This is a genomic window from Nevskia soli DSM 19509 (assembly GCF_000711955.1).
Classification (GTDB): domain Bacteria; phylum Pseudomonadota; class Gammaproteobacteria; order Nevskiales; family Nevskiaceae; genus Nevskia; species Nevskia soli.
Genome location: NZ_KL543999.1, coordinates 264,640 through 289,665 on the forward strand (window position 1 = coordinate 264,640; position 25,026 = coordinate 289,665).

The 25,026-nt window shown below is 64.1% G+C and carries 23 protein-coding genes; 9 read left to right on the top strand and 14 right to left on the bottom strand.

Features of this window, described 5'->3' with window-relative positions; genetic code table 11:
• Positions 1-111: 111 nt before the first annotated feature.
• The 12 genes from BP26_RS0125375 to BP26_RS0125430 form a co-directional block, all read right to left on the bottom strand.
• Positions 112-603 carry a type IV pilin protein gene (locus tag BP26_RS0125375; protein WP_029923349.1) on the bottom strand — a complete coding sequence of 164 codons (492 nt, stop codon included), beginning with the start codon at positions 601-603 and terminating at the stop codon, positions 112-114.
• The gene (locus BP26_RS28105; protein ID WP_084183449.1) at positions 603-1,112 is read right to left on the bottom strand and encodes a type IV pilin protein; all 510 of its coding nucleotides are present in this window, start codon (positions 1,110-1,112) and stop codon (positions 603-605) included. The genes BP26_RS0125375 and BP26_RS28105 overlap by 1 nt, the downstream gene beginning before the upstream one ends.
• The gene (locus BP26_RS28110; protein ID WP_051749486.1) at positions 1,109-6,517 is read right to left on the bottom strand and encodes a pilus assembly protein; all 5,409 of its coding nucleotides are present in this window, start codon (positions 6,515-6,517) and stop codon (positions 1,109-1,111) included. Before BP26_RS28110 ends, BP26_RS28105 begins: the two co-directional genes overlap by 4 nt.
• 4 nt (positions 6,518-6,521) lie before the next feature.
• A complete protein-coding gene (locus BP26_RS28115) occupies positions 6,522-7,283 on the bottom strand; it encodes a pilus assembly PilX family protein (RefSeq protein ID WP_029923352.1) in 762 nt (253 codons plus the stop codon).
• A complete protein-coding gene (locus BP26_RS0125395) occupies positions 7,280-8,467 on the bottom strand; it encodes a PilW family protein (protein WP_029923353.1) in 1,188 nt (395 codons plus the stop codon). Before BP26_RS0125395 ends, BP26_RS28115 begins: the two co-directional genes overlap by 4 nt.
• Positions 8,464-9,033, bottom strand: a complete 570-nt coding sequence (pilV, locus tag BP26_RS28120; RefSeq protein ID WP_169740785.1) for a type IV pilus modification protein PilV — start codon at positions 9,031-9,033, stop codon at positions 8,464-8,466. Before pilV ends, BP26_RS0125395 begins: the two co-directional genes overlap by 4 nt.
• Positions 9,030-9,611, bottom strand: a complete 582-nt coding sequence (locus BP26_RS28125; RefSeq protein WP_051749491.1) for a GspH/FimT family pseudopilin — start codon at positions 9,609-9,611, stop codon at positions 9,030-9,032. Before BP26_RS28125 ends, pilV begins: the two co-directional genes overlap by 4 nt.
• A 257-nt stretch (positions 9,612-9,868) precedes the next feature.
• Positions 9,869-11,119, bottom strand: coding sequence for a SufS family cysteine desulfurase (locus tag BP26_RS0125410; protein ID WP_029923356.1), 1,251 nt, complete (start codon positions 11,117-11,119; stop codon positions 9,869-9,871).
• The gene (gene sufD, locus BP26_RS0125415; protein ID WP_051749493.1) at positions 11,116-12,351 is read right to left on the bottom strand and encodes a Fe-S cluster assembly protein SufD; all 1,236 of its coding nucleotides are present in this window, start codon (positions 12,349-12,351) and stop codon (positions 11,116-11,118) included. Before sufD ends, BP26_RS0125410 begins: the two co-directional genes overlap by 4 nt.
• Positions 12,351-13,094: a Fe-S cluster assembly ATPase SufC gene (gene sufC / locus BP26_RS0125420; RefSeq protein WP_029923358.1), complete on the bottom strand. Its 744-nt coding sequence runs from the start codon at positions 13,092-13,094 to the stop codon at positions 12,351-12,353. The genes sufD and sufC overlap by 1 nt, the downstream gene beginning before the upstream one ends.
• A gap of 41 nt (positions 13,095-13,135) precedes the next feature.
• Positions 13,136-14,587, bottom strand: coding sequence for a Fe-S cluster assembly protein SufB (gene sufB, locus BP26_RS0125425; RefSeq protein WP_029923359.1), 1,452 nt, complete (start codon positions 14,585-14,587; stop codon positions 13,136-13,138).
• Positions 14,588-14,608: 21 nt separating this feature from the next.
• Positions 14,609-15,094 carry an SUF system Fe-S cluster assembly regulator gene (locus tag BP26_RS0125430; protein ID WP_029923360.1) on the bottom strand — a complete coding sequence of 162 codons (486 nt, stop codon included), beginning with the start codon at positions 15,092-15,094 and terminating at the stop codon, positions 14,609-14,611.
• 257 nt (positions 15,095-15,351) lie between these two features.
• Between BP26_RS0125430 and BP26_RS0125435 the strand changes: the two genes are divergently transcribed.
• Together BP26_RS0125435 and BP26_RS0125440 are read left to right on the top strand one after the other, a co-directional pair.
• On the top strand, positions 15,352-16,947 hold the full coding sequence (locus BP26_RS0125435) for an FMN-binding glutamate synthase family protein (RefSeq protein ID WP_157572772.1): 1,596 nt from the start codon (positions 15,352-15,354) through the stop codon (positions 16,945-16,947).
• A gap of 76 nt (positions 16,948-17,023) precedes the next feature.
• Positions 17,024-17,473, top strand: a complete 450-nt coding sequence (locus BP26_RS0125440; protein WP_029923362.1) for an acyl-CoA thioesterase — start codon at positions 17,024-17,026, stop codon at positions 17,471-17,473.
• 48 nt (positions 17,474-17,521) lie between these two features.
• On the opposite strand, the gene BP26_RS0125445 is transcribed toward BP26_RS0125440, so the two are convergent.
• A complete protein-coding gene (locus BP26_RS0125445; protein ID WP_029923363.1) occupies positions 17,522-17,956 on the bottom strand; it encodes a DUF3293 domain-containing protein in 435 nt (144 codons plus the stop codon).
• Entirely contained in the window at positions 17,953-18,471 is a 519-nt protein-coding gene (locus BP26_RS0125450; RefSeq protein ID WP_036518005.1) for an alpha/beta fold hydrolase, read from the bottom strand. The genes BP26_RS0125445 and BP26_RS0125450 overlap by 4 nt, the downstream gene beginning before the upstream one ends.
• Before the next feature lie 96 nt (positions 18,472-18,567).
• Between BP26_RS0125450 and BP26_RS0125455 the strand changes: the two genes are divergently transcribed.
• The 7 genes from BP26_RS0125455 to BP26_RS0125485 all read left to right on the top strand — a co-directional run.
• The gene (locus BP26_RS0125455; protein WP_245611894.1) at positions 18,568-18,786 is read left to right on the top strand and encodes a hypothetical protein; all 219 of its coding nucleotides are present in this window, start codon (positions 18,568-18,570) and stop codon (positions 18,784-18,786) included.
• Positions 18,783-19,082 (top strand): hypothetical protein, encoded by a 300-nt coding sequence (locus BP26_RS27165; RefSeq protein WP_036518015.1) that lies wholly within the window; start codon positions 18,783-18,785, stop codon positions 19,080-19,082. Before BP26_RS0125455 ends, BP26_RS27165 begins: the two co-directional genes overlap by 4 nt.
• A 67-nt stretch (positions 19,083-19,149) precedes the next feature.
• On the top strand, positions 19,150-20,565 hold the full coding sequence (locus BP26_RS0125465; RefSeq protein ID WP_029923366.1) for an alpha/beta hydrolase family protein: 1,416 nt from the start codon (positions 19,150-19,152) through the stop codon (positions 20,563-20,565).
• Between the two features lie 95 nt (positions 20,566-20,660).
• Positions 20,661-21,782, top strand: coding sequence for a beta-ketoacyl-ACP synthase III (locus BP26_RS0125470; RefSeq protein WP_029923367.1), 1,122 nt, complete (start codon positions 20,661-20,663; stop codon positions 21,780-21,782).
• Positions 21,783-21,931: 149 nt separating this feature from the next.
• Positions 21,932-22,624, top strand: a complete 693-nt coding sequence (gene phoB / locus BP26_RS0125475; RefSeq protein WP_029923368.1) for a phosphate regulon transcriptional regulator PhoB — start codon at positions 21,932-21,934, stop codon at positions 22,622-22,624.
• A 6-nt stretch (positions 22,625-22,630) separates the two neighbouring features.
• Entirely contained in the window at positions 22,631-23,965 is a 1,335-nt protein-coding gene (phoR, locus tag BP26_RS0125480) for a phosphate regulon sensor histidine kinase PhoR (RefSeq protein WP_051749497.1), read from the top strand.
• A gap of 378 nt (positions 23,966-24,343) precedes the next feature.
• Positions 24,344-25,026: porin (locus tag BP26_RS0125485; protein ID WP_211255051.1), on the top strand; the 683-nt coding region annotated here is incomplete at its 3' end.

Sequence of the window (25,026 nt, forward strand, 5' to 3'; positions counted from 1 at the left end):
CGATACGAACTGATTATACGTGGTTGCCCGCGGGCCGCGTCGAACAGGTGCCGGGGACCGTGAGGAGGTTCGCGGAGGTCGCCGAGTTGCCTGATTGCTGTTCTGGTCGCGTTATTTATCCCAGCAACTACTGGGATCCACCGTGGTGCCGCTGGAATTCTGGGCCTGTTTGAGGCCGGTGGCGTTGAGAATCAGGGTCTTGCAGGCTGCATCCCGCGTTGCCTGGACTCCCTGTGCGACCGCCTGGAACGCGTACGCAGTGGCGCTGGCCGTCGGCGTCGAAGCAAAGGAAATCTGGTAAATGCTGCCCGATGCGCTGGTGGAGGCGGTCCCGCCTTGATCGATATAGAACGATGGCGGCGTCGTCGTGCTGGTAATGCCATTGAGCGCGACGAAATCGACCGCATAGCCTGTGGCCGGGTTCTGCAGCGCCTGCAATTCCTGTTTGGCCGCGAGGCTCATCAACGCTGTTTTGGCCACACTACGGTTGGCGCGTGTGATGTACTTTCTATAAACGTCGAAGCCAATGCGCGCCAGAATGGCGGCGATGAGCACGGCGACCAGCAGTTCGATCAGGGTGAAGCCCGAAGATTTATTTCTCATTACTGCCCCGGCTGGAAAATCCAGCCCTCCAGCGTTACGCCGCCCGGAGTGACGTGCTGTTTATGGTAGATGTCGGTGCTGGCCGCGGTGCTGCGCGGGTCCACGCTGAGCAGCAGTGCGCCGTCCCTGGCCTGGGCTCCTACACCCGTTGCGGTCAATTTATAGCAATTGGGGCAATTGGCGATCGCGGTATTGGGCAGCACAAGCGCGACGGTATAGAGCGTGCTGTTGCCTTCCGCCACCGGACAGTTGCCTGAGTCGTAGCCGATCTGGGAGAGCTGCGGATAGCCGGTACTGCCGCTGGCAGTGGTTCCGGCATTGCGGGAGTAGTAGTCCTCCATCCGTTTTTGCAATTCGATCAGACAGGCGACGCCGTTCTGCCGGTTGTTCTTGAGGGTGTATTTGCGAAAACTGCGCACCGCGATGGCCGAAAGTATGGAGATGATCAGCACCACAATCACCAATTCTTTGAAGGTGTATCCCTTCTGCGCAGAGACGGAGTTCATCATGGCCCCGTATTCGGGTGCGTTTGACGCCAGTCGACTTCTCCCGGGCTGATCGACGTGGCGACAGACGCATTGGTGGTGACGATCGAGCCGGTAGAGGTCTGAGTCACCACCGTGACCTGGCCGCTGGCGTTGCCGTTGACGTGAAGCGCAGGTTCGGCACCCAGCCCGACGCCCAAGGACATGAAGTTGACGTAGTAGGTTGAAGTCGAGTTTTTCCCCAGGGCCGGATTGGTTGGATTGGCGAGGCCGGTAAGGTAATTGCCGGCGAATAGCGATGCCAGTCCTGTACCCAGGCACAAGCTGGTATTTGGCGTAAATGCCGAAGCGAATAAGCTGCCGCCGAGCACCGACGTGGAGCTCAGCACACGTTGCGCACCGTCTACCGTGTCGGTGGATGGGAAGGTGGTCAACAGTATCTTCCAGCCGTGTGCCGTTTGCACTGCCGATTCGAGCTGGGACTCGTTGGTGATGGAGCTGGCAAGCCCACTTATGGTCCCGGTGCCGACGGCTACCTGGCCGCTGGTCACATCGAGCAGTCCGGTCGTGGTGGAATTGCCGAAGGTGGATGCCGTGGTGCCGCCTTGATCGATCACGCCGAACAGATACTGCTGGGCGCTGGAGCCGAGGTCGGGAGAGACATAGAGTCGTCCGGTACCGTCATAGACCCATTTGTTGCCCTTGAGGTCGGTGGTGACCGAAGGCGGCTGCAATACCGGAGCAACTGGATTGGTCAGGCTGGAGATGAGCCAATTGCTCGGCGTCGCCGATTGCAGGGTGTCGATCTTGAGAAGCTGACCGGTCGGACTCGCTGCGGTGCCGCCGGCGATGCCCACATAGGCGGCATCGGCGATGAAATCCAGATTCCAATCGACCGAAACCGGGTCGCCGGTGAAGGCGCTTGCGGCGGCGGTTCCCACGCCGCCATTGGTCGAGCTGGCGGCGCTGCCGAAATCGAACACCTGGCTCGACGTCACCGATGCCGTGGTGCCGCTTTGCGCCAGGTTATAGACGAACAACTTGGCGTTCTGTGAACTGGTTGCGTTTACCAGCACCGGCGTACTGGACTCCGGTGTAGGTCCGCTGCCCACAAGGAAATACCACTTATCGGTGGTCGGGACCGAAGTGGTGGAATTATTGAGCGCGCTGAACGATATCGCGGTGGGGCCGGAGGTGGTGTAGCCCATGGTATTGGCACCGAGCGGCGTGGTGCCCGTCACCTCGCCCAGTACGGTAGGCGGCGCTTCCGGATTGGTCACATCGAGGACCACGTAGGCCGAGTGCGTCTTGATCGTGGTGGCCGCCCCGGTCTTCGAGCAGGTAATGCCGGTGAAGCTGGTGAACTGGGATTGCAGGGCTGCGGACGTGCCGGAGGTGCAGGCGGGCAAACTCAGGTCGCCCCCGCCGAAGCGCATGCCCACCACCAGGATCGTGCCCCAGCCATAAGGGTGGCAGTTCTGCGAGGTTGCGGTGACCGAGGGGGTGCAGTCTGCAGTACCAGCGAAGACGTGCGCATCGAAGGCCCGCGGCGTGCCATCGAAGTAGAACACGTGCTTGTTGTTGGTGTAGGTGGCGTCGGCCAGCCAGGTCAGATGCGGCAGCAGGTTGAACGGCACGTAAGCCCACAGTTCGCTGCCCAGGGCGTGGGTGGTTTCGCTGTGAATGCCGGTGGTTTCGAATTTCTTCAGGCTGGAGTTGTAGAAGCCGGCGTTGAACGCATGCAACATGCCGTCATTGGCGCCGACGTAGACCACATTGCGCCGCCTCTGGAAATCGGAGCGGAATGCGCCGTAGGTCGCATCGTTGTAGAGCAGATCGAAGGCTTCCGCGGGCGTGCCGACCACGGTCGGCGTCGAGTTGACGATGTCGCCCAGGGGATAAGTGTACTGGGTGTTGCTGCGGTTCTTGGCGCTGGCGTAAATGATGGTGCGGCTGCGCAGCCCAGCCTGGTCCTTGCCCCGGATGTAGTTCACCAGGCTTGTGGTGGACGCGGTATCGGGGACGTTCAGAATGCCGTAGTAGACATTGCTCGATCCGGTGAAAGAACCCGGCACGAAATCCACCTGCTCACCCGTGCCGACCAAGCCATCCAGGTTCTTGTCGATATAAGTGAAAATATAGCGGCCGCTTCCGGGACCGGCGGCGGTGCTATAGGTGCGCTGAGTGGTTTCCGCGCCGTTATTTTGCGCCGCCAGCACGTCGCGGGCATTCCACAGGCTGTTCAGGTTGTCGAGCGTATCGACCGCGGTGAGTGTGCAGGTGCCGCTGCCGCTGGGGTCGCAGTTGTAGCGCTGAATCTTGGTGGTATTGCTGACCGTATCGAACACCAGTTTGACCGCGGGATTGGTGGTGAAGTCGGACTCAGTCAGGGTTGCCGTGTTGGTGCTGGTGTCCTCGCGCAGATTGCCCGCGCTATCGACAAACATGGCCTGCAGTTCGCCCAGCCAGTAGGCGGTGTTGTTGCTGGTGTCGGTCTTGGTCGGGATGTACAGCGCCTGGTAGGTGGCGCCGTCGCCCTGACGCTGATTCGCCACCACGGCTGCCGCGGTGCCTGAGCCGGTGCTGGCGGAAAGTGCGTCGAACACTTTCTTCAGCTGCGTCAGCAGCAGACCCGGGTTGTGCACCGGGAAATAGTTGTCGGGCAACCCGGGCCCGGACACGCCGGTGCTCCAGTCGGTGGCCACGCCACTCGACGGCATGGGGTTGGTAGCCGTCCTGAGATAGGAGAAGCCGCCGTACTTCGCGGCGTAGAACAGCGGGTTCTGCAATGTATTGACGGCATTGGTGCCGTTACCGCTGATCTTCATGATTTGCGGCTTTGACCAGCCGGTGGGGCGGGCCACGGCGAGGAGGTTCGCATTGCCGGCGCTGCCGGGCCGCAGGAACAGACGTTGCGCGCCCTCGGTGCTGCTGCTGTTGCTGCCGCTGACGGTGAAGCCGGCGATGAGGGAGTTGCCAGCGAAGCAATAAATGCATTCGACCCGCACCAGCATGTCGCTGCTGGTCAGCGTGGGCTTGCCGCCGGTGCCGCATACCGAAGTGGTATCGGTGCCGTTGCAAATCAGATACTTGCTGCTCGAGTCCAGGAAATTGCCGCAGGCCGAGCCAACGCACCAGGAAATCATCGCCTTCATGTCGAGATCGTGGTCATTGCCCCAGGTGGAGTCGTCCCAGGTTACCGCGATGCTGCCGGAAGAATTGTTCGGGCCGATAGGGGAGCCGCTGACGTTGGGCAGGCCAAAGGTTCCCGGTGTATTGGTGGTGGTGGCGACGCCGGTAAGTTGGCCGACCTGGACATTGCTGGAGCCGCAGGAGCGCCAGCCCGCATCGGTAATCGCCGCGCTGCCGCTGTTGTTGGACTGGCACAGCGGGGACAGAACAATGTTGCCGCCGCCGACCGGTATGGTCAGGCTGGGCAGGCTTTCGGCGAGCGAAACCGCGAAGGTCTGAACCCGCTGCGTGCCGGCGATGCCGGTAGTCGGAATCAGGTCGTTGGTCCAGGCATCGAAGGCCAGGCCGGCCAGTTGGTAGCCGCCTTCGAGGGTCGGAACTTCGGGACAGATGCCGCGCACCTGATCCAGGTCGGTGACCGAAGTCTTGGCGGTGCAGAGCGCCTGGTAGATATTGACCAGATTGGACGGAGCAGTGCTGCTGCCGGAGTTGGTCGAGGTCTGGGTCGGAGTGGAGCCGTAATAACCGATGACGTAGGTGCTGTTGGTGCTGGAAATCCCCTCGTTCGCGCCGACCCGCGTGGTGGCGCCACTGATACCTTCCGAAGGAAAGTTCGTGATGCTGGGCAGTTCGTCGGTGTCGAAGGACGTCTGACCGGTGGAGAGTATGACGATGCTGCAGGAAGCGCAGGTATTGGCGGTGGTATAGGGCGGCGTCCAGGTCAGGCCGTAGGGCAGGCCCAGCGTATTGTCCATGCCGCTGGTGCTGGGCTGGAATCCCGTGGTGCGTGCGGTGGACGAGGATGTCTGATTGACGATGTAGCGCAGGGCCTCCGCATACATTTCCGCCAGCGGGTTGCCCCAGTCGGAACAGTTTTGTGCCGACCCCCCGGAGAAGCTCGAGACGTCGACTCCGGGATTATTCAAAAAGCCATTGGCACCCGGTGTATCGCGGTTGACGATGTCGTAGTTGTTGCAGTCGTTGTAGCTGGCGCTGCTGGTTCCCGGTGCGCCGCTCCATTGCGTGATTTGAAAGCGGTTCAGGGTATTGATGATGCCTTCGGTTTTCGAGGTCTGGTTGCAGAATGTGCCAAATCGCAGGTCGATCTCGTCGCCGGTGGTGCAGGCGGTTCCCTGGCCGCCATTGCCTGCGATCTGGCCGATATTACGTCGCAGGACGCCGCCGCTGCGCGGTTGGTCGTAGCTGCCGGTGAGTAGTCCGAAGCGCAGTTGTCCGGACTCGCCGTATTGCTGGAGCAGCCCGGCGGGCTTGTAGAAGGTGTCCGTCCCGGTCGTGTATTTCTCGCAGAACGACTCGCGCAAAGTGGAGGAAGTGTTGTCGCAAACATCGACGAAGACCTGGTAGGTGGTGGTGTTGGCTGAAGTGGGGTCGTCGGAATCGCCGCCGGTCTTGTCGGAATTCTGACACTGGCTGCTTTCGGTCGAAGCCCAGTTGGGCCAGGAGCCCGCAGCTTCAAGCAGGTAGGGTTTGTAACCGGTGCTGCTGTAGGCGGTCGCACTGCTGGCGCTGGACGTGTTGCAGAAGGTGATGGCGCCGCTGCTGCTGCTGAAAGGCGTGTATTTGTTGGCGTCGGTGCCGGTGTAAACCTTGGCGAAGGAATGAATATCGTTGGGAATGAAGGCACGCTTCAGCACGGTCTTCTGCGTCGCCGCCGTGGAACCCGAGGTCGCGGAGGCTGTATCGGTCGAGCGCAAGCCGCCGTACAGGACCCAGCGGACCATGTCCAGGCGAGTCATGGTCAGCCAGTTGAGAAAGTTGCCGCTCCAGGGGTTTCCGCTGGTGCCGCATTGATGCGTGCCGGCTGCGACGTTGGCACCGGCGATGAAATAGTTGTTGGCCGAGGAATAGTTGTAGCACAAGGCGGTATCGAAGTAGCCGCTGTAATTGGTCGCGTCGTTGTAGGTGGTCTCGATGGTGCCGTCACCGTTGAGATCGGTATAGTCGGTATAAGCCTTGAAAGACAGCTGCTCGTCGCGGGACAGCAGCAGCATGACCAGCGGCGGCGAGGTGACCGAGTTCAATACCGGCAGCAGGTTGTAGGTGGTTTCACTCTGGCTGATCGGAGCGGCCGAAGACAGGGCGGTGCCGATCGGGGAGGCGGTAACCGCCAGGGCCATGCGGTTGGTGAACAATACGGCTGCAGCGGCGATTGCGGCGATCACGGCGGCGACCGTGTAACGCAGCCAGAATCCGTTGAGTCGGTTCAACATCGCCATTCCCCTAGTTCCTGATGTTGTCGCGGAAGATCGTCGAGGTGTCCGCGCCCGCCTGTGGCGTGGCGCCCTGGTCGACTCCGTGGCCGTTGATGAAGAAATACAGATAGCTGCCGTTGCTGGCGGTGCCGTGTCCGGCGCCGAGGTAGCCTGCGTTCATCTGTGCGCCGGAACCGGGGGCGAGGGCTGCATTGAGCTTGTAGACCGAGAGGCTGCCGGAAATCATTGGCGGGGTCCCGCCGCTGCTACTGCTGCTTCCGCCGCTGCTGCTGCCACCACTGCTGCTGCCGAATGTCAGTGGAACCTTGTACTGCGCGTCGACGTCGAGGTTGCCGGGGAATTTGGAACAGGGGAATGCGCCGCTGCATTCGGTGTTCTGGAAATACCAGTCGATCGGCGTGCCGCCCAGCGGATACAGGCACACGCCATAGGTGGTAGGTGCTGTGGAGGTGCCGCATGAAGTGTGGGGCGCCGTCAGCAGCCCCAACGACACCGAATCGAATTCGCTGTCGTTGACCGGGCCGCCGGCCGCCGAGGCGGGCCAGCCGCGATTGAAGACGTTGGTATCGACCAGGATGTTCACCAGCCTACGGCTGGCTTCGGACGCTTCGAAGGCCTGCGTGTGCAGGGCGTTGTTGGCGCCCATTCGCGCTTCCATCCCGCTGTTTTTCAAGGCGACGAGCGCCACCATGGTCAGCAGCACCATGAAAATGATGGAGGTGATCAGCACGTAGCCCCGCTGGCGCCGCACATTTGGAATCGAGTTCATGGTCCACGCACCTTGTTGCGCAGCAGGAAATCCTTGACGATCAGCCTGCGCTGATATTTTTCCGAGCCGGCATAGCTGGCCGAACCGGAGCTGGACCCCGCGGTGGCGCCGTAGGTGAAGGCGTTCGTCATCTGGTAGCTCTGGCTGTCCTGGAAGTTGTCCAGGGTATCGCCGCGCACGATCATGCTGGCGCGCACGCTCAACACCTGCGCCCAGTTGGTGACCGAGCCTGCCGGCAGGTACTTGGAGACCGACAGGTTGTCGTTGGCCTGGCCGTAGGTCGGATCGATGCCGTATTCGAACTTGAGCATTTCGACGCCGTCGATCAGCGGCTGCAGATAGAGCTGCACGCTGGTTTGTGCGGTGCCGGCGGGATTCTGCAGGGTGGCCATATATAGGGTCGGGGTCTGGCCTTGTCCATTGTCGACGTTGGCCAGGAAGAAGATGTTGGCTTGGTACTGGTAGTTGAGCACGCCGTTCGGCGCGTCGCCGCCGATGGAATTCTTGGCGGCGGTTACGTCGGTGGCGCTGTTGATGTTGAACAGCACGCCGTTGACGCCGATCTGCGTACGCAGCCAGTAGATCCCCGACGCGGTCGAACAGGCGGCGGGCGCAGCTGGAGGTGCGGAGATGGTGGCGATCGCAGAGCCGGAGGACGAGCCGCCGGAAGAACTGCCGGAAGAACCGCCGGAACTGGAGGAGCTGCCGGAGGTGGTGGGCAAATAGCAGTCGGGGTTGACGTAGCGGATCACCAGCACATCGCTGTTCGGGACGTAGGCCTCGGAGCCGGCGGAATTGGTCAGGCTGCCGATACAGCTTCCCAGCGCCGTGTCGGAAAAGCCGCTGCTCGCGGACTGGCCGTCATAGCCCTTGATGCCCGTTGCCGGGTCGACGATCCAGTTTGCCACCTTGCAGGCGCCGCTGCCCGTGGGGGCGGTGTTGAAGGTGATCGAGCCGGTATTGACCGAAGGTTTCAACGTGCTCCAGAAGTCGGCAAGCGTGATGTAGCGATTGAGATATTCGACAGCGAAGCGCGTGTTTTCCTGCGCGCGTCCGGTGCTCTGCTGGACTTGGTACCCTTGCTTGCTGTTGACGAATATCTGGACGATACCCGCGAGGAGGACCAGGCCCAGGGTGATGGCGACCATCAATTCGATCAGCGAGTAGCCTCGATTGCGGTTCATGGAAGGATGGTTGCGAGGCGGAAGCATTTCAGGGCGGTGGGGTCGCTGGCAACGCAGCTGGTGCCGGAGGCGCCGCTGCGGCCCGGATCCCAGTAGACGGTAACCAGGCATTTCCCCGGTGTGTTGATGGGGAAAGGGGTGTCGCAAGCGATCGAAACCTGGCCACCCGGCAGGGCGCCGATATAGTTGCCGTTCGAATCTTTCGCGGTCAGGGTTTTAACCCCGGTGAGGGTGTTGGCCCCCGTGACTTGCGCGTAGAAGATGCCCATATCCCACAGGGCCTGTTGCTGCGGCGAGCAAGCTGTGTTGTAGCAGGTTCCCGCAACAGCGGGAGCCGTGCCGGCCGCAAGGTTGTAGTAGCTGTTGCCGCTGGTGTAGGCACTACGGTTGGCGCGTATCCGCTCCAGCATGCTCTGCGCCAGGAATGCGGCCTGCGTGTATTGGTAGGACGTGTAGTTGCCCGTCATCGCCGTGGTTTGCAGGGCGGCGGTGCCGAGCAGGCCGATCGCCAGAACCAGGACGGTGATCAGCACTTCGATCAACGTGATGCCCGATTGTCGTTTCATTGTCCGCATAGGGAATTGGTTGGGTCGCAGACGTTGGCGCGGCCGATCTGCCGTACCACCACATAGCGCTCGCCTTTTACCTTGGCGGTTGCCGAGGATGGACAGGCGGTGCCCGACTTGGTGGTTGGATTGACGTCGAAATAGGCCTGCGAGGTGAGTTGTCCGCTGCCGCTGAACGACAAGGTCCTGATCACGGTATTGGTGGTGGTCGGGGTGCCCTTGCACAGGCTGATGGTACTGGCGCTGCTCAGCGGTACTTCGGTGCGAATCAAGGTGTCGCCGGTGCTGAAGCTGGCGTCGCCGTTGACGTCGACGAACACCAAGTAGCCCACGTCCCAGGTGCCGCTGCTGGCGCAGCTCGAACCGTCGCTGGATATGCACATGGAAATGGTGGCGTCCCGCCGGATGGCTTCGTTGCGGGCGAGTGTCACCACGCTCAATATCCCGTTGGCGTCCGAAACGCCGCGGTTGAGGCGTATGCTTTTAAGGAATGAGGGAACCGTCAAGGCCGCCAGGATCGCGGCGATGGTGATCGCGACGATCAGTTCGAGCAGCGTGAATCCCGCATCCTTCTTCATGATGCCGGAGCTTAGCCGGACCCGCGGCAATCCGGCATTCCGGCACGATGGAAGGAAAACTGCGCTCGACAGACGCGCACAACCGCCCGCCGGACGGCATGATTTCCCCGACGTGCGAAAAAAAACACGGCAACCCGGCATTGCTTCCCCCGGTACTCCCAGTCCCTTGTTGGTACATCCTTGCGCCCCTTCGAGGTCGAACGAGGGGCTTTTTTCCAGCAGTTGTTCTTTTACTGTCTAACGTTAGCAATAACAGTTCACGTAAACAACCTGTTCACCTTGTGCAGTGCCGCCTCGAGCTGGGCCAGGTCGTCCGAACCGTTGTAGATCCCCAGCGAAGCCCTCACCGTCGCCGGAATTCCGAAGCGCTGCATCAAGGGCATGGTGCAGTGATGCCCGGTTCGTACGGCGACACCGGACTGGTCCAGGATGGTGCCGATGTCCTGGGGGTGGGCGCAATCCATGACGAAGGACAGGATGCCCCCTTTGCGCCGGGCGGTGCCGATCAGGCGCAGGCCCGGGATCGCGGTCAGGCGGGCGGTGCCTTCTTCCAGCAAGGCATGCTCGTGGGCTGCGATGGCGTCCAGGCCCTGGGCTTCGATGTAGTCCAGGGCGGCGGCGAAGCCGATGGCGCCGGCCATGTCGGGGGTGCCGGCTTCGAACTTGTAGGGGATGTCGTTCCAGGTGCTGCCCTCGAACGACACGGTGCGGATCATGTCGCCGCCGCCGTGCCAGGGCTGCATCGCTTCCAGGTGCCCGCGCTTGGCGTAGAGGGTCCCAAAGCCGGTGGGGCCATAGGCTTTGTGGGCCGAACTGGCGTAGAAGTCGACGTCCAGCGCCCTCACGTCCACCGCCAGGTGGGCGATGGCCTGGGCGCCGTCCACCAGGACCGGGATGCCGAGGGCGTGGGCCTCGCGGATCATGTCCTCGACCGGGTTGATGGTGCCGAGGGTATTGGAGACGTGCCCGACGGCAACCAGGCGGGTGCGGTCGTTCAGCATGCCGCGCCAGGCATCGAAATCCAGTTCGCCGCTGTCGGTGACCGGCGCCGCCACCACCCTGGCGCCGATCTGGGCCGCAACCAGCTGCCAGGGCACGATATTGGAGTGGTGCTCCATGCCGGTGACCAGGATCTCGTCACCGGCCTTGAGGCGGGGCAGCAGGTAGCTGTAGGCGACGAGGTTGATGGCTTCGGTGGTGCCGCGGGTAAAGACGATTTCCTCGCGCGCGGCGCCGAAGAAACGGGCGATGCGATCGCGGGCGGCTTCGTAGGCGGTGGTGGCACGCTCGGCCAGATCGTGCACCGCGCGGTGCACATTGGAATTCTGGTGACGGTAGTAGTGGTCCATCGCCCGCAGGACCGATTCGGGCTTCTGCGTGGTGGCGCCGTTGTCCAGGTAGGCGAGGCGGCCGCCGCGGACCGGCTCGGCCAGGATCGGGAAATCGGCGCGGATGCGTTCCAGGTCGAACGGCAAGGGAATCACGGGGCGCGGCACGGCAGCATTCATTCCGCGGTCTCCCCGACGGTCTCTTCGAAAATATCCTCCACGGCCAGGCCCATACGGACGGCCAGGCGGTCGCGCAAGGCCGGGATGGCGAGCTGATCCAGCACTTCCGCGCCGAAGGCGCGCAGCAGCAGGGCACGGGCGGCGTCGGCGGCGATGCCGCGGCTGCGCAGGTATTCCAGGGCCTTGTCGTCGAGCTGGCCGACGGTGGCGCCATGGGCGCACTTGACGTCGTCGGCGTAGATTTCCAGCTCCGGCTTGGCGTTGACCTCGGCCTTGCGCGACAGCAGCAGGTTGGCGACGCGCTGCTCGGAATCGGTTTTCTGCGCGCCGGGCTGCACGATGACCTTGCCGACGAAGATCGCCTTGGCCTTGGCGTCGATGATGCCCTTGAACTGCTCGCGGCTGCGGCAGTGCGGGGCGGCGTGGACGATGCGCGTCTGGTTGTCGACATGACCGCCCGGGGCCGGCTGGTACAGGCCGGCCAGCGCGACTTCGGCGCCGGGCTCGGCCAGCGCGACGTTGAAGTCGTGGCGCACCAGGCCGGCACCGCAATCGACGGCCACGGTTTCGAGCCGGCTGTCGCGGCGCAGGGTGGCGTCGATGCGGGTCAGCAGGGTGGCGTCGGCGTGCTCGTCCTGGACGCGGTACAGGGTCAGGCGGGCGCCAGGCGCCAGCTCGACTTCGACGACATGGGAGGTGAGGCGTTCCGCGCCCTGGCCCAGGAACTGGAACAGCACCGTTGCCTCGGCGTTCTCTCCCAGCTCGATGCGATGGCGCTGGTGGACCATGGCCGGCGCATTGCCCGCCACGCCAACTGTGAGCACCTGGAGCGGGCGGGGCAGGCGCTCATTGCGGGACAAGCGCAGGGACAGGCCGCCGGTGGCAAAGGCGGCGTTCAGCGCGGTGACGCTGTCGCCATCGGTGAGCAGGGGATTTTCACCATGCCGCGCGGCGGCCGTGCTATGCGCCTGATCAAGTTTGCCGTTGACGTAAACCAGGCGGTCGGCACCGGCGAGCAGCGCGGCCGTGGGAACCGCTCCGCCTTCGGCTGCGGGCGAGAACCGGCGTTCGCCCAGCGGAGCCAGGTCGGTGTAGTGCCATTCCTCGATCTTCGGCGTGGGGAAGCCGGCCTTGAGGAAGCGCTCATAGTGCTCACGGCGTGCGCTCCGCTGCCCGGCGGGCAGGCCGGCGGCGAACTGCTCGAAGCCTTCGGTGTAGGCAGCGAGTGACATCAAGCCGCCTCCAGCCAGCCGTAGCCCTTTTCTTCCAGCTCGCGGGCCAGCTCGGGGCCGCCGCTGCGGACCATGCGGCCGCCGGCCAGCACGTGCACGTAGTCCGGTTGCACATAATCCAGCAGGCGCTGGTAGTGGGTCACCAGGATGGTGGCCCGCTCCGGGGAACGCAGGGCGTTGATGCCGTCGGCGACGATCTTCAGCGCGTCGATGTCCAGGCCGGAATCGGTCTCGTCCAGGATCATCAGGCGCGGTTCGAGGATCAGCATCTGCAGGATCTCGTTGCGCTTCTTCTCGCCGCCGGAGAAGCCTTCGTTGACGCCGCGCGACAGCATCTTCGGGTCGATCTTCACCAGCTTGGCGCGGTCGCGCACCCAGGCGAGAAAGTCCGTCGCCTCGATCTCCGGCTGGCCGCGATACTTGCGGCGGGCATTGAGCGCGGCCTTGAGCAGGGTCAGGTTGCTGACGCCGGGAATTTCCACCGGGTACTGGAAGCCGAGGAAGATGCCCTCGCAGGCGCGTTTTTCCGGCTCCAGCTCGAGCAGGTTCTTGCCGTCGAACAGCACCGAGCCGGCGGTGACTTCATACCCTTCGCGGCCGGCCAGGACGTGGGCGGTAGTGGACTTGCCGGAGCCGTTCGGCCCCATGATGGCGTGCACTTCGCCGGCGCGGACGGTGAGGTCCAGCCCCTTGAGGATGTCCTTGCCTTCGACCCTGGCGTGCAGACCTTTGACTTCGAGCATCGTGTATTCCTGTAAATCCTGTTGAATGACGGTCGGGGGCTTCAGCCCACGGACCCTTCCAGAGAAACCGCCAGCAGCTTGCCGGCTTCCACCGCGAACTCCATCGGCAGTTCCTTGAACACTTCCTTGCAGAAGCCGTTGACGATCATCGACACGGCCTCTTCCTCGCTGATGCCGCGGGCCCGGCAGTAATACAGCTGGTCCTCCGCGATCTTCGAGGTAGTCGCTTCATGCTCCAGCCGCGCGCTGGGATTGCGCACTTCCGTATAAGGAAAGGTGTGTGCGCCGCACTGGTCGCCGATCAGCAGCGAGTCGCACTGCGTGTGGTTGCGCGCGTTCTCGGCGCTTTCCAGCACGCGCACCAGGCCGCGGTAGGACTGCTGGCCGTGGCCAGCGGAGATGCCCTTGGAGACGATGGTCGAGCGCGTGTTCTTGCCGACGTGGATCATCTTGGTGCCGGTGTCGGCCTGCTGGCGGTGATGGGTCAGCGCCACCGAGTAGAACTCGCCCACCGAATCGTCGCCGCGCAGGATGCAGCTCGGATACTTCCAGGTGATGGCCGAGCCGGTCTCCACCTGGGTCCAGGACACCTTGCTGCGCCGCCCGCGGCAATCCGCCCGCTTGGTGACGAAGTTGTAGATGCCGCCGCGGCCTTCCTCGTCGCCCGGGTACCAGTTCTGCACGGTCGAATATTTGATCTGGGCGTCGTCCAGCGCCACCAGTTCCACCACCGCGGCGTGCAACTGGTTCTCGTCGCGCTGCGGCGCGGTGCAGCCTTCGAGATAGCTGACGTAGGCGCCTTCCTCGGCGACGATCAGGGTGCGCTCGAACTGGCCGGTGTTGCGCTCGTTGATGCGGAAATAGGTGGACAGCTCCATCGGGCAGCGCACGCCCTTCGGGATGAAAACAAAGGAGCCGTCGGTGAACACCGCCGAATTCAGCGCGGCGTAGAAGTTGTCGCCGAAGGGCACCACGCTGCCCATGTACTTGCGCACCAGCTCGGGGTACTCGCGCACCGCCTCTGAAATGGAGCAGAAGATCACGCCAGCCTCACCCAGCTTCTTGCGGAAGGTGGTGGCCACCGAGACGCTGTCGAACACCACATCCATCGCCACGCCGGCCAGCATCTCCTGTTCCTTCAGGGGAATGCCCAGCTTCTTGTAGGTCTCCAGCAGCTTGGGATCGACCTCGTCCAGCGACTTCGGGCCGTCCTTGTGGGATTTCGGCTGCGAGTAATAGGAAATCGCCTGGTAGTCGATCTGCGGGTAGTGGACATGCGCCCACTTGGGCTGCTCCATCTTCAGCCAGCGGCGGTAGGCCTTGAGGCGGAAGTCCAGCAGCCATTCCGGCTCCTGCTTGCGCGCCGAGATCATGCGCACCACGTCTTCCGACAGGCCCGGCGCGATGGTTTCGGATTCGATCGAGGTGATGAACCCGGCGCTGTACTCGCGCCGCCGCATCAGTTCCTGGATGTCCTGGGGTTGGGTTGCCATATCGTTCATCCTGCTCTTGTTCTACTCCTGCGCCTGGGGCAGGGACTGCCCGAGCTTGCGCAGGAAATTCATCGGGCTGTCCTTGCCCGTCGGGCGCCGGCCGCGCATCGGCTCGGCCATCTGGGCCAGGGTCACGGACTCCAGCGCCTGGCGGATCGCGGTGTTGATCAGCCGCCAGTTGCCGCGCACCCCGCAATGCGATTCGATGCTGCAGCCGCCGTCATGCACCGAGCACTGGGTCAGGGCGATGGGCCCCTCCAGGGCGCTGACCACGTCGGCTACCGTGATCCGTTCCGGACTGCGGGCCAGGCGGTAGCCGCCATGGGCGCCGCGGATCGATTCGACCAGTCCACTCTTCTGTAGCTGTTTCAATAACTTGGAAACAGTCGGCGCGGCCACATGGGTTTCCGCGGCCAGATCGTGCGCGTTGCGCAGGGCATCGGGCCTGGCGGCCAGGGCCGTCATCACCACGGTGCCATAATCTGTGAGCTTGCCGAGCTTGAACATGGGGTGCCGGAAAAACCTCTGCGGGCGGGCTTGCGCAATCAAGACCAAATCGGTACGGATTGCTAGTTTACTCCATCGGGCGCACAGCTCAAAGGGCGACCGGCACGGGGCTTCAGCCGGGCTGAGTCTTGGAGACGTCACAGGGTCTGGGGTATAAGCTCCCGGCGTCCGCCGGTATTGCGCAGACCCTCAAAGGCCATCGAGAAGGGCCATCACAAAGGATTGTCATGAGCGTTTCTTCCGTGAGTGTTTCGTCGATGCCGCCCTCGCGCCTGTATGCCTTCATTGCGGTGGTTCTGATCACCGTGGTGGCGGGTGCCGCCAGCCTGGTCAATCCCTATTGGCTGATCCTGGCGGTGATTACCGCCGGGTTGAGCGCGGTCGGCATCTACGACCTGCTCCAGACGCATCACTCCCTGCGCCGCAATTACCCGATCCTGGCCCACTTCCGCGCCTTTTTCGAAATGATCCGGCCGGAAATCCGCCAGTACCTGCTGGAATCGGACTCGGACGCCATCCCGTTCTCCCGCGCCCAGCGCTCCCTGGTCTACCAGCGCGCCAAGAACGTGGAAGACAAGCGCCCCTTCGGCACCGAACTGGATGTATACGGCTCCGGCTACGAGTGGATCAACCACTCGATGCGCCCGGTCAAGCTGGCCGATACCGATTTCCGCATCCGCATCGGCGGCAAGGACTGCACGCAGCCCTACGAATCCTCGGTGCTGAACATTTCCGCCATGAGCTTCGGCGCGCTGTCGGCCAACGCCATCCGCGCCCTCAACACCGGCGCCAAGCTGGGCGGCTTCGCCCACGATACCGGCGAGGGCTCGATCAGCCGCTACCACCGTGAAAACGGCGGCGACCTGATCTGGGAACTGGGCAGCGGCTATTTCGGCTGCCGCACCGACGACGGCCATTTCGATCCGGACAAGTTCGCCGCCCAGGCCCGGTCGCCGCAGATCAAGATGGTGGAGCTGAAGCTGTCGCAAGGCGCCAAGCCCGGCCACGGCGGCGTGCTGCCGGGCGCCAAGGTGACGCCGGAGATCGCCGAGGCGCGCGGCGTGCCGCTGGGCGTGGACTGCGTCTCGCCGGCGCAGCACTCGGCCTTTTCCACGCCGCTGGAAATGATGCAGTTCATCGCCCGCATGCGCGAACTGTCCGGCGGCAAGCCGGCGGGGTTCAAGTTCGCCCTCGGCCATCCCTGGGAATTCTTCGGCATCTGCAAGGCCATGCTGGAGAGCGGCATCCTGCCGGACTTCATCGTGGTCGATGGCGGCGAGGGCGGCACCGGCGCGGCGCCGCTGGAATTCACCGACCACATCGGCACGCCCTTGCAGGAGGCCTTGCTGCTGGTACACAACACGCTGGTGGGCCTGAACCTGCGCGACAAGATCCGCCTCGGCGCCAGCGGCAAGGTCATCTCCGCCTTCGATCTGGCCCGCACCCTGGCCATGGGCGCGGACTGGTGCAACGCCGCGCGCGGCTTCATGTTCGCCCTGGGCTGCGTGCAATCGCAGTCCTGCCATACCGACCGCTGCCCCACCGGCGTGGCGACCCAGGACCCGCGCCGCCAGCGCTCCCTGGTGGTGGAAGACAAGTCGCAGCGCGTCTTCCATTTCCACCGCAATACCCTGCATGCCCTGGGCGAGCTGGTCGGCGCCGCCGGCTTGCAGCATCCCGCCGATCTGAAGCCACGGCACATCGTGCGGCGCGTGTCCGGCAGCGAGATCCGCCTGCTGTCCAACCTGTACAAATTCCTCAAGCCGGGCGAACTGCTGACCAATCCGGCGGCGCACGTGGTGTACGAGACCTACTGGGCGCAGTCTTCGAGCCGCAGCTTCGACATGCAGTGAGGATTCCCCACTTCGCGCCGGCCATTCCATGTCCGGCCGGCTGAAACAGGCGGGTCAAACAGGCTAGGATTCGCGAATGGATCCAAGCGAATACAAGTGGGATGTGGTCGAGCCGTTCATCGAGCGCGTCACCGTGCAGGCGGGCGATATCGACCGCTTCGGCCACACCAATAACGTGGTGTACCTGAGCTGGCTGGAGCGCGTCGCCTGGTCGCATTCGCGGACACTGGGGCTGGATTTCAGCGACTACGAGCGGTTCGGCTGCGGCTGCGTGGTGCGGCGGCACGAGCTGGATTACCTGGCGCCGACCTTCGCCGGCGACGAATTGCTGCTGGCCACCTTCATCCACGAAAACGACGGCCGCCTGACCATGTGGCGCGGCTACCAGATCATTCGCGCCGGCGACGGCAAGACCGTGTTGCGCGGACGCACCCAGTGGGTTTGCGTGGACATGAAAACCGGCAAGCCGCGCCGGCAGCCGCCGGAATTCCTGGAGGCCTACAAGCCGGCGACGCCGGTGGTGTAAGCGGTTCTGCTTGCCGAGCGAATCGGCGACATCGATTCAGAGACGGCGCTATTCCAGCCAGAGCAACCGCGGCGCCTCACCCAGCGTGCCGACCAGGATGGCGTTCTGGCGGAAATGCCGGCCCAGCTCTTCGGCGAAGCCGGGCGGGGGATCGCACAACAGGAAGCCCGGTTCATCCGGCCATTGCGCCTGCGGATCGCGATTGATGCTGCTGGCGCAGTGCAGATCGAGGTGCTGCACGATTTCGTTCAATTCTTCCAGCAGGCGCGTGTTTTCCGCCTCGCCGCAGGGCTGCGAGCCGGGATTGCACGGCGTGACGATGGCCCAGTCCGTCTGCACGCCACTCTCGCGGCGCAGCCGCTCGTCGTCGGCGGCCTGGTGTGAATCCACGCGCAGAACCAGATCGCCGGCCTGCAGTTCCACCCGATATTCGGTGCGCCGGTAGGCGGCTTCCCAGTTTGCGCGGATTTCTGCCGGGATCATGGGACCGCCTCCAGGGTGCGCCGCAGCAGGTCGTCGAACAACAAATCCAGTGCTGGCAATTGATCGTTCAGCGTATGCCCGCTGTTCAGCACGTGCAATGCCGCATTGTGGGTGCGGGCGAAGCGGATGGCGCGCTCCACCGGCACGATGTCGTCGCTCCAGCCGTGCACCACGCTGCACAGGGCGGGGATGCCGGCGGGTTCCGCGTCGAAGCCGGGAAAGTACAGCGCCGGGGCCATCAGCAGCAGGGCCTGCGGCTTGAGGGCGGCGCAGGCCATGGCGGAGACGTAACCGCCCATGCTGGAGCCCACCAGCACCAGGGCGCGCCCGGCTTTCGGCGCCAGTTCCAGCAATTGCGCCACCCGGGCGTGCGGATCATGCGAATGGCTATAATCGGGGCTGATGACCTCGTAGCCCCGGCGCTTGGCCGTGTCGGCGAGGTGCGTGATCTTGGTCCCCCAGGGGCCGCTTTCTTTACCGTGTGCGAAGCACACCAGGGCATCCGGAATGGTCATGGAGAGGGCAATTTGAAGGCGGGAAAGAAACCTGCCGGCATCTTAGCCAAAGCCCGCGAACGGCGCCGCCGCGCGCAGGAGCCGCTGGAAGTGCGCATGACCATGCGCTTCAATTTCGGCGACACGCCGGAAGAGGCGGTGACCGTGATGAACGATCGCCGCGTGCCGATGGTCGGCAGCGTGTTCGAAAGCCGCGACCGCATCCTGCGCGCCTTCACGGTGCTGCTGATGCGCACCGGCATGGCCCAGCCCAAGGTGGCGAAAGAGTTGATCCCCCTGTTACGCCTGTTGCCCGGAGTGGGACGCAAGAAGTGAAATACCTGCTTTATGTGGACGCCGCGCTGGCCGCGCTGGGCGTGGCAATGACGGTGTCGATCAGCTATGTCTGCCTGGTCTACGGCATCTTCCAGAATTCCGAGCCGGGCATGCGGGCGGGTTTTCCCAGCCTGCTGGTGGTTTCCGCCTGCTTCCTGGCCCTGGCCGTTGCCGGCTGCTTGGCCACCTATGGCTTGTGGAAACGGCGCAGCTGGAACTGGAAGGCGCAGGCCCTGCTCGGCGCCTTGCTGCCTGCGCTATACCTGATCGTCTACGCCAATCTGAAGGGCGCCTGAGGCAGGGCTTCGCCAGGCGCCGCGGTGCCGGCCCGCTGTCCGTTTTCGCAAAAAAAGACCCGATCCAATGGAAACACGCGCCCCCCGACATTACGACCTGGCGAGCCTGATTCCCATCGCAGCCGGCCTGTGGTGGCTGCTGGCCGCCCATGGCGGCGGCTGGCTGCTGTGGGGCCTGATTCCGGGCGTGCTCCTGCTGGCCAGCGGCATGTCGATGCTGCTGTGGCACGAGGTCGGCAAGCAGACCCAGTACATGGCCCTGGGCGCCTTGGTCGGCGCCTTGTTCTGGCTGCCCGCGGCCTGGACCGGCAGCGCCGGCGGTGCGTTCATCGCGCTGCTGCTGTCGGCGGCCTCGTTCTTCGTCGCCGGCCGTACCGCCCTGCGCTATGCCGACCGTGCCGAAGGCGCGCCGCCGCCGCCGATGGAAGCCCGGGTCTTCGCCAAGGCCGCCCTCGACGAAGCGCTCACCGGTTATTTCGTCGCCATGGCCAAGTCGCCCAGCGGCGATCTGGCCGAGCGCATGTGCGACGAAGCGGCGAAGCTGGAAGAGGTGCTGCGCAGCCGCGGCTGGCTCGATGATCCGGCCAGCTTCCACAAGGCGCCGCCGGCACCGGAAAGCGTGCGGCAGACCGCCGCCCGCGCCGTCGGCGTCGACTACCAGCGCCTGCGCTACCCCAGCGGCTTCATCCCCGAGCCGACACTGCCCGGCGCCGACCGCTGGGTCAGCCACGAGCGCAACCGCGACTGTGCCGCCTGGATGTTGCGCCACGATGCGCCGGGCCGGCCCTGGCTGCTGTGCATCCACGGCTACCGCATGGGCTTTCCACTGGCCGACTTCCGCCTGTTCGAGCCCAGGCACCTGCACCAGAAGTTGGGCCTGAACCTGCTGATGCCGATCCTGCCCCTGCATGGGCCGCGTCGGCTGGGCTGGCAGAGCGGCGACTATTACCTCGACGGCGATCTGCTCGACCTGCTGCACGCCGAGACCCAGGCCCTGTGGGACCTGCGCCGCGCCATCGCCTGGATTCGCGCGCAGGACCCGACGGCGCGCATCGGCGTGCTCGGCTACAGCCTCGGCGGCTACAACGCCAGCCTGCTGGCGACGCATGAGCCGGGGCTGGATTTCGTCGTCGCCGGCATCGCCGTCGCCGACTTCGTGCCTTTGCTGTGGGGCCACCTGCCGGTGCCGCATCGCACCTATTTCGAAGCGCACGGCCTCAGTGCGGATCGTCTGCGTACGCTGCTCCACGTGGTGTCGCCCCTGGCTTGCGCGCCGAAGCTGCCGCCGGAGCGGCTGCACCTGTTCGCCGGCAGCGCCGATCGCGTGGTGACGCCGGACCAACCACTGCGCCTGGCGAAGCACTGGGGGCGGCCGATCGAGTGGTACCAGGGTGGGCACCTGACCTTCCGTGGCGAGCGCGGGGTGCTGCGCTGTATCGAGGGGGCCATTGCGGGCGCGGGCTGGGAAAGGCCCGCACCCTGATTTATCGGCGCCCTCGATCATCTGCTCGGCGGGCCAATGATGAATTGCCGCCATCGCGCTAAACTCAACCACAGAAATATTCCGAGTCCAGCACAATGAAACGAGTCTGCATCAGCGGCAGTGGCCTGTTCACGCCGGCTGAATCCATCTCCAACGACGAACTCGTTGCCGCCTTCAACGCCTACGTCGAGAACCACAACGCCGAGAACGCGACCGCCATTGCGGCCGGCGCGGTGGAGCCGCTGCAGCCTTCGAGCAGCGAGTTCATCGTCAAGGCCTCGGGCATCAAGGCGCGCTACACGGTCAACAAGGCCGGCGTGCTCGATCCCAAGGTGATGCGCCCGCTGATCCGCAACCGCGGCGACGACGAGCCCTCGCTGCTGGCGGAGATGGCAGTGGCCGCGGCGCAGCAGGCCTTGCAGAACGCCGGTCGCGAAGCCAAGGACGTCGACATGGTGCTGGTGGCCTGCTCCAACCTGCAGCGGCCGTACCCGGCCATCGCGGTGGAAGTGCAGCACTACCTCGGCATCCAGGGCTACGGCTACGACATGAACGTGGCCTGCGCCTCGGCGGCGTTCGGCGTGCAGGCGGCGGTCGATGCGGTGGCGGGCGGCTCGGCGCGCGCGGTGCTGGTGATCAGCCCGGAGATCTGCACCGGTCACCTGAATTTCCGTAATCGCGATTGTCACTTCATCTTCGGCGACGCCGCCACGGCGTTGCTGGTCGAGCCGCTCGATACGGCGGTGAGCAAGGACCGTTTCGAAGTGCTGGGAACGCGCCTGCAAACCCAGTTCTCCAATAACATCCGCAACAATTTCGGCTTCCTCAACGCTTCCGAGCAGCCGCCACGCCCCTGGAACGACGTGTTGTTCCACCAGGAAGGCCGCAAGGTGTTCAAGGAAGTGGTGCCGATGGTGGCGGAGCTGCTGAACAGCCACCTGGGCGACCTCGGCATCGTGCCCTCCACCGTCCGCCGCTTCTGGCTGCACCAGGCCAACCTGGGCATGAACCAGCTGATCGCCAAGCGGGTGCTGGGCCACGAGCCGGGCACCGACGATGCACCGGTGATCCTCGACGAGTACGCCAACACCAGTTCGGCCGGTTCGGTGATCGCGTTCCACAAGTACCACCAGGACCTGAAGGCGGGTGATGTAGGGGTGCTGTGCGCTTTCGGCGCCGGCTATTCGGCCGGCAGCGTGGTTTTGCGGCGCCTGTAACCGGATTGACACATTCGGGCGGCGCCCTTGCCAGCGGCCACCCCGGCCGCTACGGTGATGGCCGTGGCAGGGCGGGGTTGGCGGGGACTGTCAAAAATCCGCAACATCTTGCTTATAGCCTGATTAGTGACGTTTAATCGGCTATGGGCATGCAAAACAAGAAAATTCTGGTCGTAGAGGACGAGGCACCGATCCGCGACATGCTGCGCTTCGCGCTGGAGCGTGCCGAGTTTCATATCAGCCTCGCTGCGGACGTGCCGGAGGCACGGCTGCGTATCGCCGAGTCGCGGCCCGACCTGATCCTGCTCGACTGGATGATGCCCGGTGTGTCCGGCATCGAGTTCACCCGCGAGCTGAAGGCGGCTCCGATGACCAAGGACATTCCGATCATCATGGTCACGGCGCGGGCCGAGGAAGAAGATACCGTGCGCGGGCTCAATGTCGGCTGCGACGACTACATCTCCAAGCCCTTCTCCTTCCCCGAGCTGAGCGCGCGCATCCAGGCGGTGCTGCGCCGCACCCTGCCGGGCGGCGAGGAAGAGCAACTGGCCGTGGCCGGCTTGCAGGTCGACGCGGCCAGCCAGCGCGTCACCGCCAAGGGCGAGCCGGTGCGGCTCGGACCGACCGAATACCGCCTGCTGCATTTCTTTGTCAGCCACCCCGAGCGCGTCTATACCCGCGAGCAGGTGCTCGACCGGGTGTGGGGTCAGAACGTCTACGTCGAAGAACGGACCGTCGACGTGCACATCCGTCGTCTGCGCAAGGCGCTGGCGCCGCATGGCTACGACGCCATGATCCAGACCGTGCGCGGCACCGGTTACCGCTTCTCGGAAAAGGTCTAGCGGAAAGTGCCAAGCCAGGCCCTGAGCCGGGAACTGATCAGGGCGACACTGTGGGCGCTGCTCGGCGGCCTTGTCGGCAGCCGTTTCGGTTTTGCCTGGCTGGGCGTGTCGGTGGTGCTGGCGTTCCGCCTGATATTGCATCTGCGTAATCTTTCCGCGTTGCGCGCCTGGCTGAGCAGTCCCAAGCAGGTGGCGCTGCCCATCGTCGGCGGCACCTGGGGCGAAGCCTTCGACGGCCTGCTGACCCTGCAGAAGCGCAACCGCAAGCGCAAGAAGAAGCTGGCCGCGATCCTGGCCGAGTTCCAGGCTTCCACCGAGGCCCTGCCGGATGGCGCCGTGGTGCTGGGGCCGAACGGCGAAATCGTCTGGTTCAACGCCGCGGCGCAGGCGCTACTGGGATTGCGCCTGCCGCAGGATCTGGGGCTGCGGGTGCCGAACCTGGTGCGCGCGCCGTCCTTCACCGAGTACTTCGGCAAGGGCGATTATTCCAGCGACGTCGAAGCGGTATCGGCGATCAATCCGCAGATCATCCTGGCCTTCCGCATCATTCCCTACGGCAACGGCCAGCGCCTGATGATCGTGCGCGACATCTCCGAGCTGAAGCGCATGGAAATGGCGCGCCGCGACTTCGTCGCCAACGCCTCGCATGAGCTGCGCACGCCGCTGACTGTGCTGCGCGGTTATCTCGACGTGATGGAGGCGGATGCGCGCGGCGAGGGTGCGCTCAAGGCCTGGCATACGCCGCTGGCGGAAATGCGCAGCCAGGCGACGCGGATGGAAATGCTCATCGCCGACATGCTCAAGCTGGCGCGGCTGGAGTCCGATGTGGTGCTGAGCCGGCAGGACCTGCTCGACGTGCCGCGCATGCTGGCGCAGTCGCTGGAAGAAGCCAAGGCGGTATCGAAGAACGCGCACCGCTTCGAGTTCGAGGTGCAGTCTGACCTGCGCCTGTTCGGCCGCGATACCGAGGTGCAGAGCATCTTCACCAACCTGATCGGCAACGCCATCCAGTACACCCCGGCGGGCGGCATCATCCGGGTGCGCTGGTGGGGCGACGACAAGGGCGCGCATTTCTCGGTGGCGGACACCGGCATCGGCATCGCCGAGAAGGACATCCCGCGCATTACCGAGCGTTTCTACCGGGTCGACGTGGGCCGTTCACGGGCCAGCGGCGGCACCGGCCTGGGGCTGTCCATCGTCAAGCACGCGCTGGAGCACCATGAAGGCAGGCTGACGGTGGAGAGCGAGCCCGGCGTGGGCAGCACCTTCGCCTGCCACTTCCCGCCGCACCGCGCCCATCGTGGTGCGCTGCGCAACGAACTGCGGGCGCAAGCGCACTAGAAAGGGCCATTTCCACTCCCCGCGAGTGGTGAAAACATCCTGCTGCGCCCCGGAAACAGTGAATGTCACAAAAGCTTCACTGCCGCTTCCTAAACTTATAACGCGTTGCGCAGAACATCACTATATAAGCATCTGGAACTAAGTAAGACCTTAGTCGAAGAGCCGCTTTGGACCGACGTTTTTTGGCATAACGCGGGGTAACATTCAGACGCTTCGGTGAGCTTTCAGGGCCGTGCTGGCGGCCTTGACATCTACCCGGCAGGATCGCTCGGGGGCGTTCATCAGAAGCTCTGAAGAGCTGTAACTAGGCTGCCGGCAATCCGTCGGCGGTTCACGTTTTCAATGATTGTCCTTTAACCACTGGGATGGGAGATGCAAGTGAATAAACTGCTTCGGTACAGCGCTCTTGCCGTGTTCGTCGGCACGGGCATCGGTGTTGCGCACGCGGATGACGCCTCCACCACGGGCGGCATCAAGATCAAGTCCAGCGATGGCAATTTCGATGCCAGCCTGGGCGGCCGCATCCACTTCGACGCCCTGCTCAACATGCCGGACAGCAACACCCACAAGATCGGCAGCGGCGCCGCCGACGACACCAACAGCGACTTCGAATTCCGCCGCGTGTTCATCTCGCTGGCTGGCCACCTCTACGGCTACGAATACCATATCGATTACGATCTGGCGGCGTCCAACTTCCAGGACGTGTGGGTTGCCCACAGCCTGCTGCCCGGCGGCACCATCTACTTCGGCCAGCACAAGCCCTGGCGCAGCATGGACGAAATCGCCAGCAACAACAGCACGGTGTTCCTGGAGCGCAACATCGTCTCCGCCACCGGCGTCTACGGCGGCGTGGATTACACCAACGGCGTGTACTACAGCTGGAACAAGGGCGCCTTCACCAGCAGCGACAACCTGTGGGCCGGTGCCTCGGTCTACTCCCTGCACAAGCAGACCGGCGGCGCCGAAAACCGCACCCAGGGCCTGGGCTACAACGCCCGCCTGGCTTATGCGCCGTTTGTTTCCCCGACGGCCTGGGCGCATGTCGGCGTGAACTTCAGCAA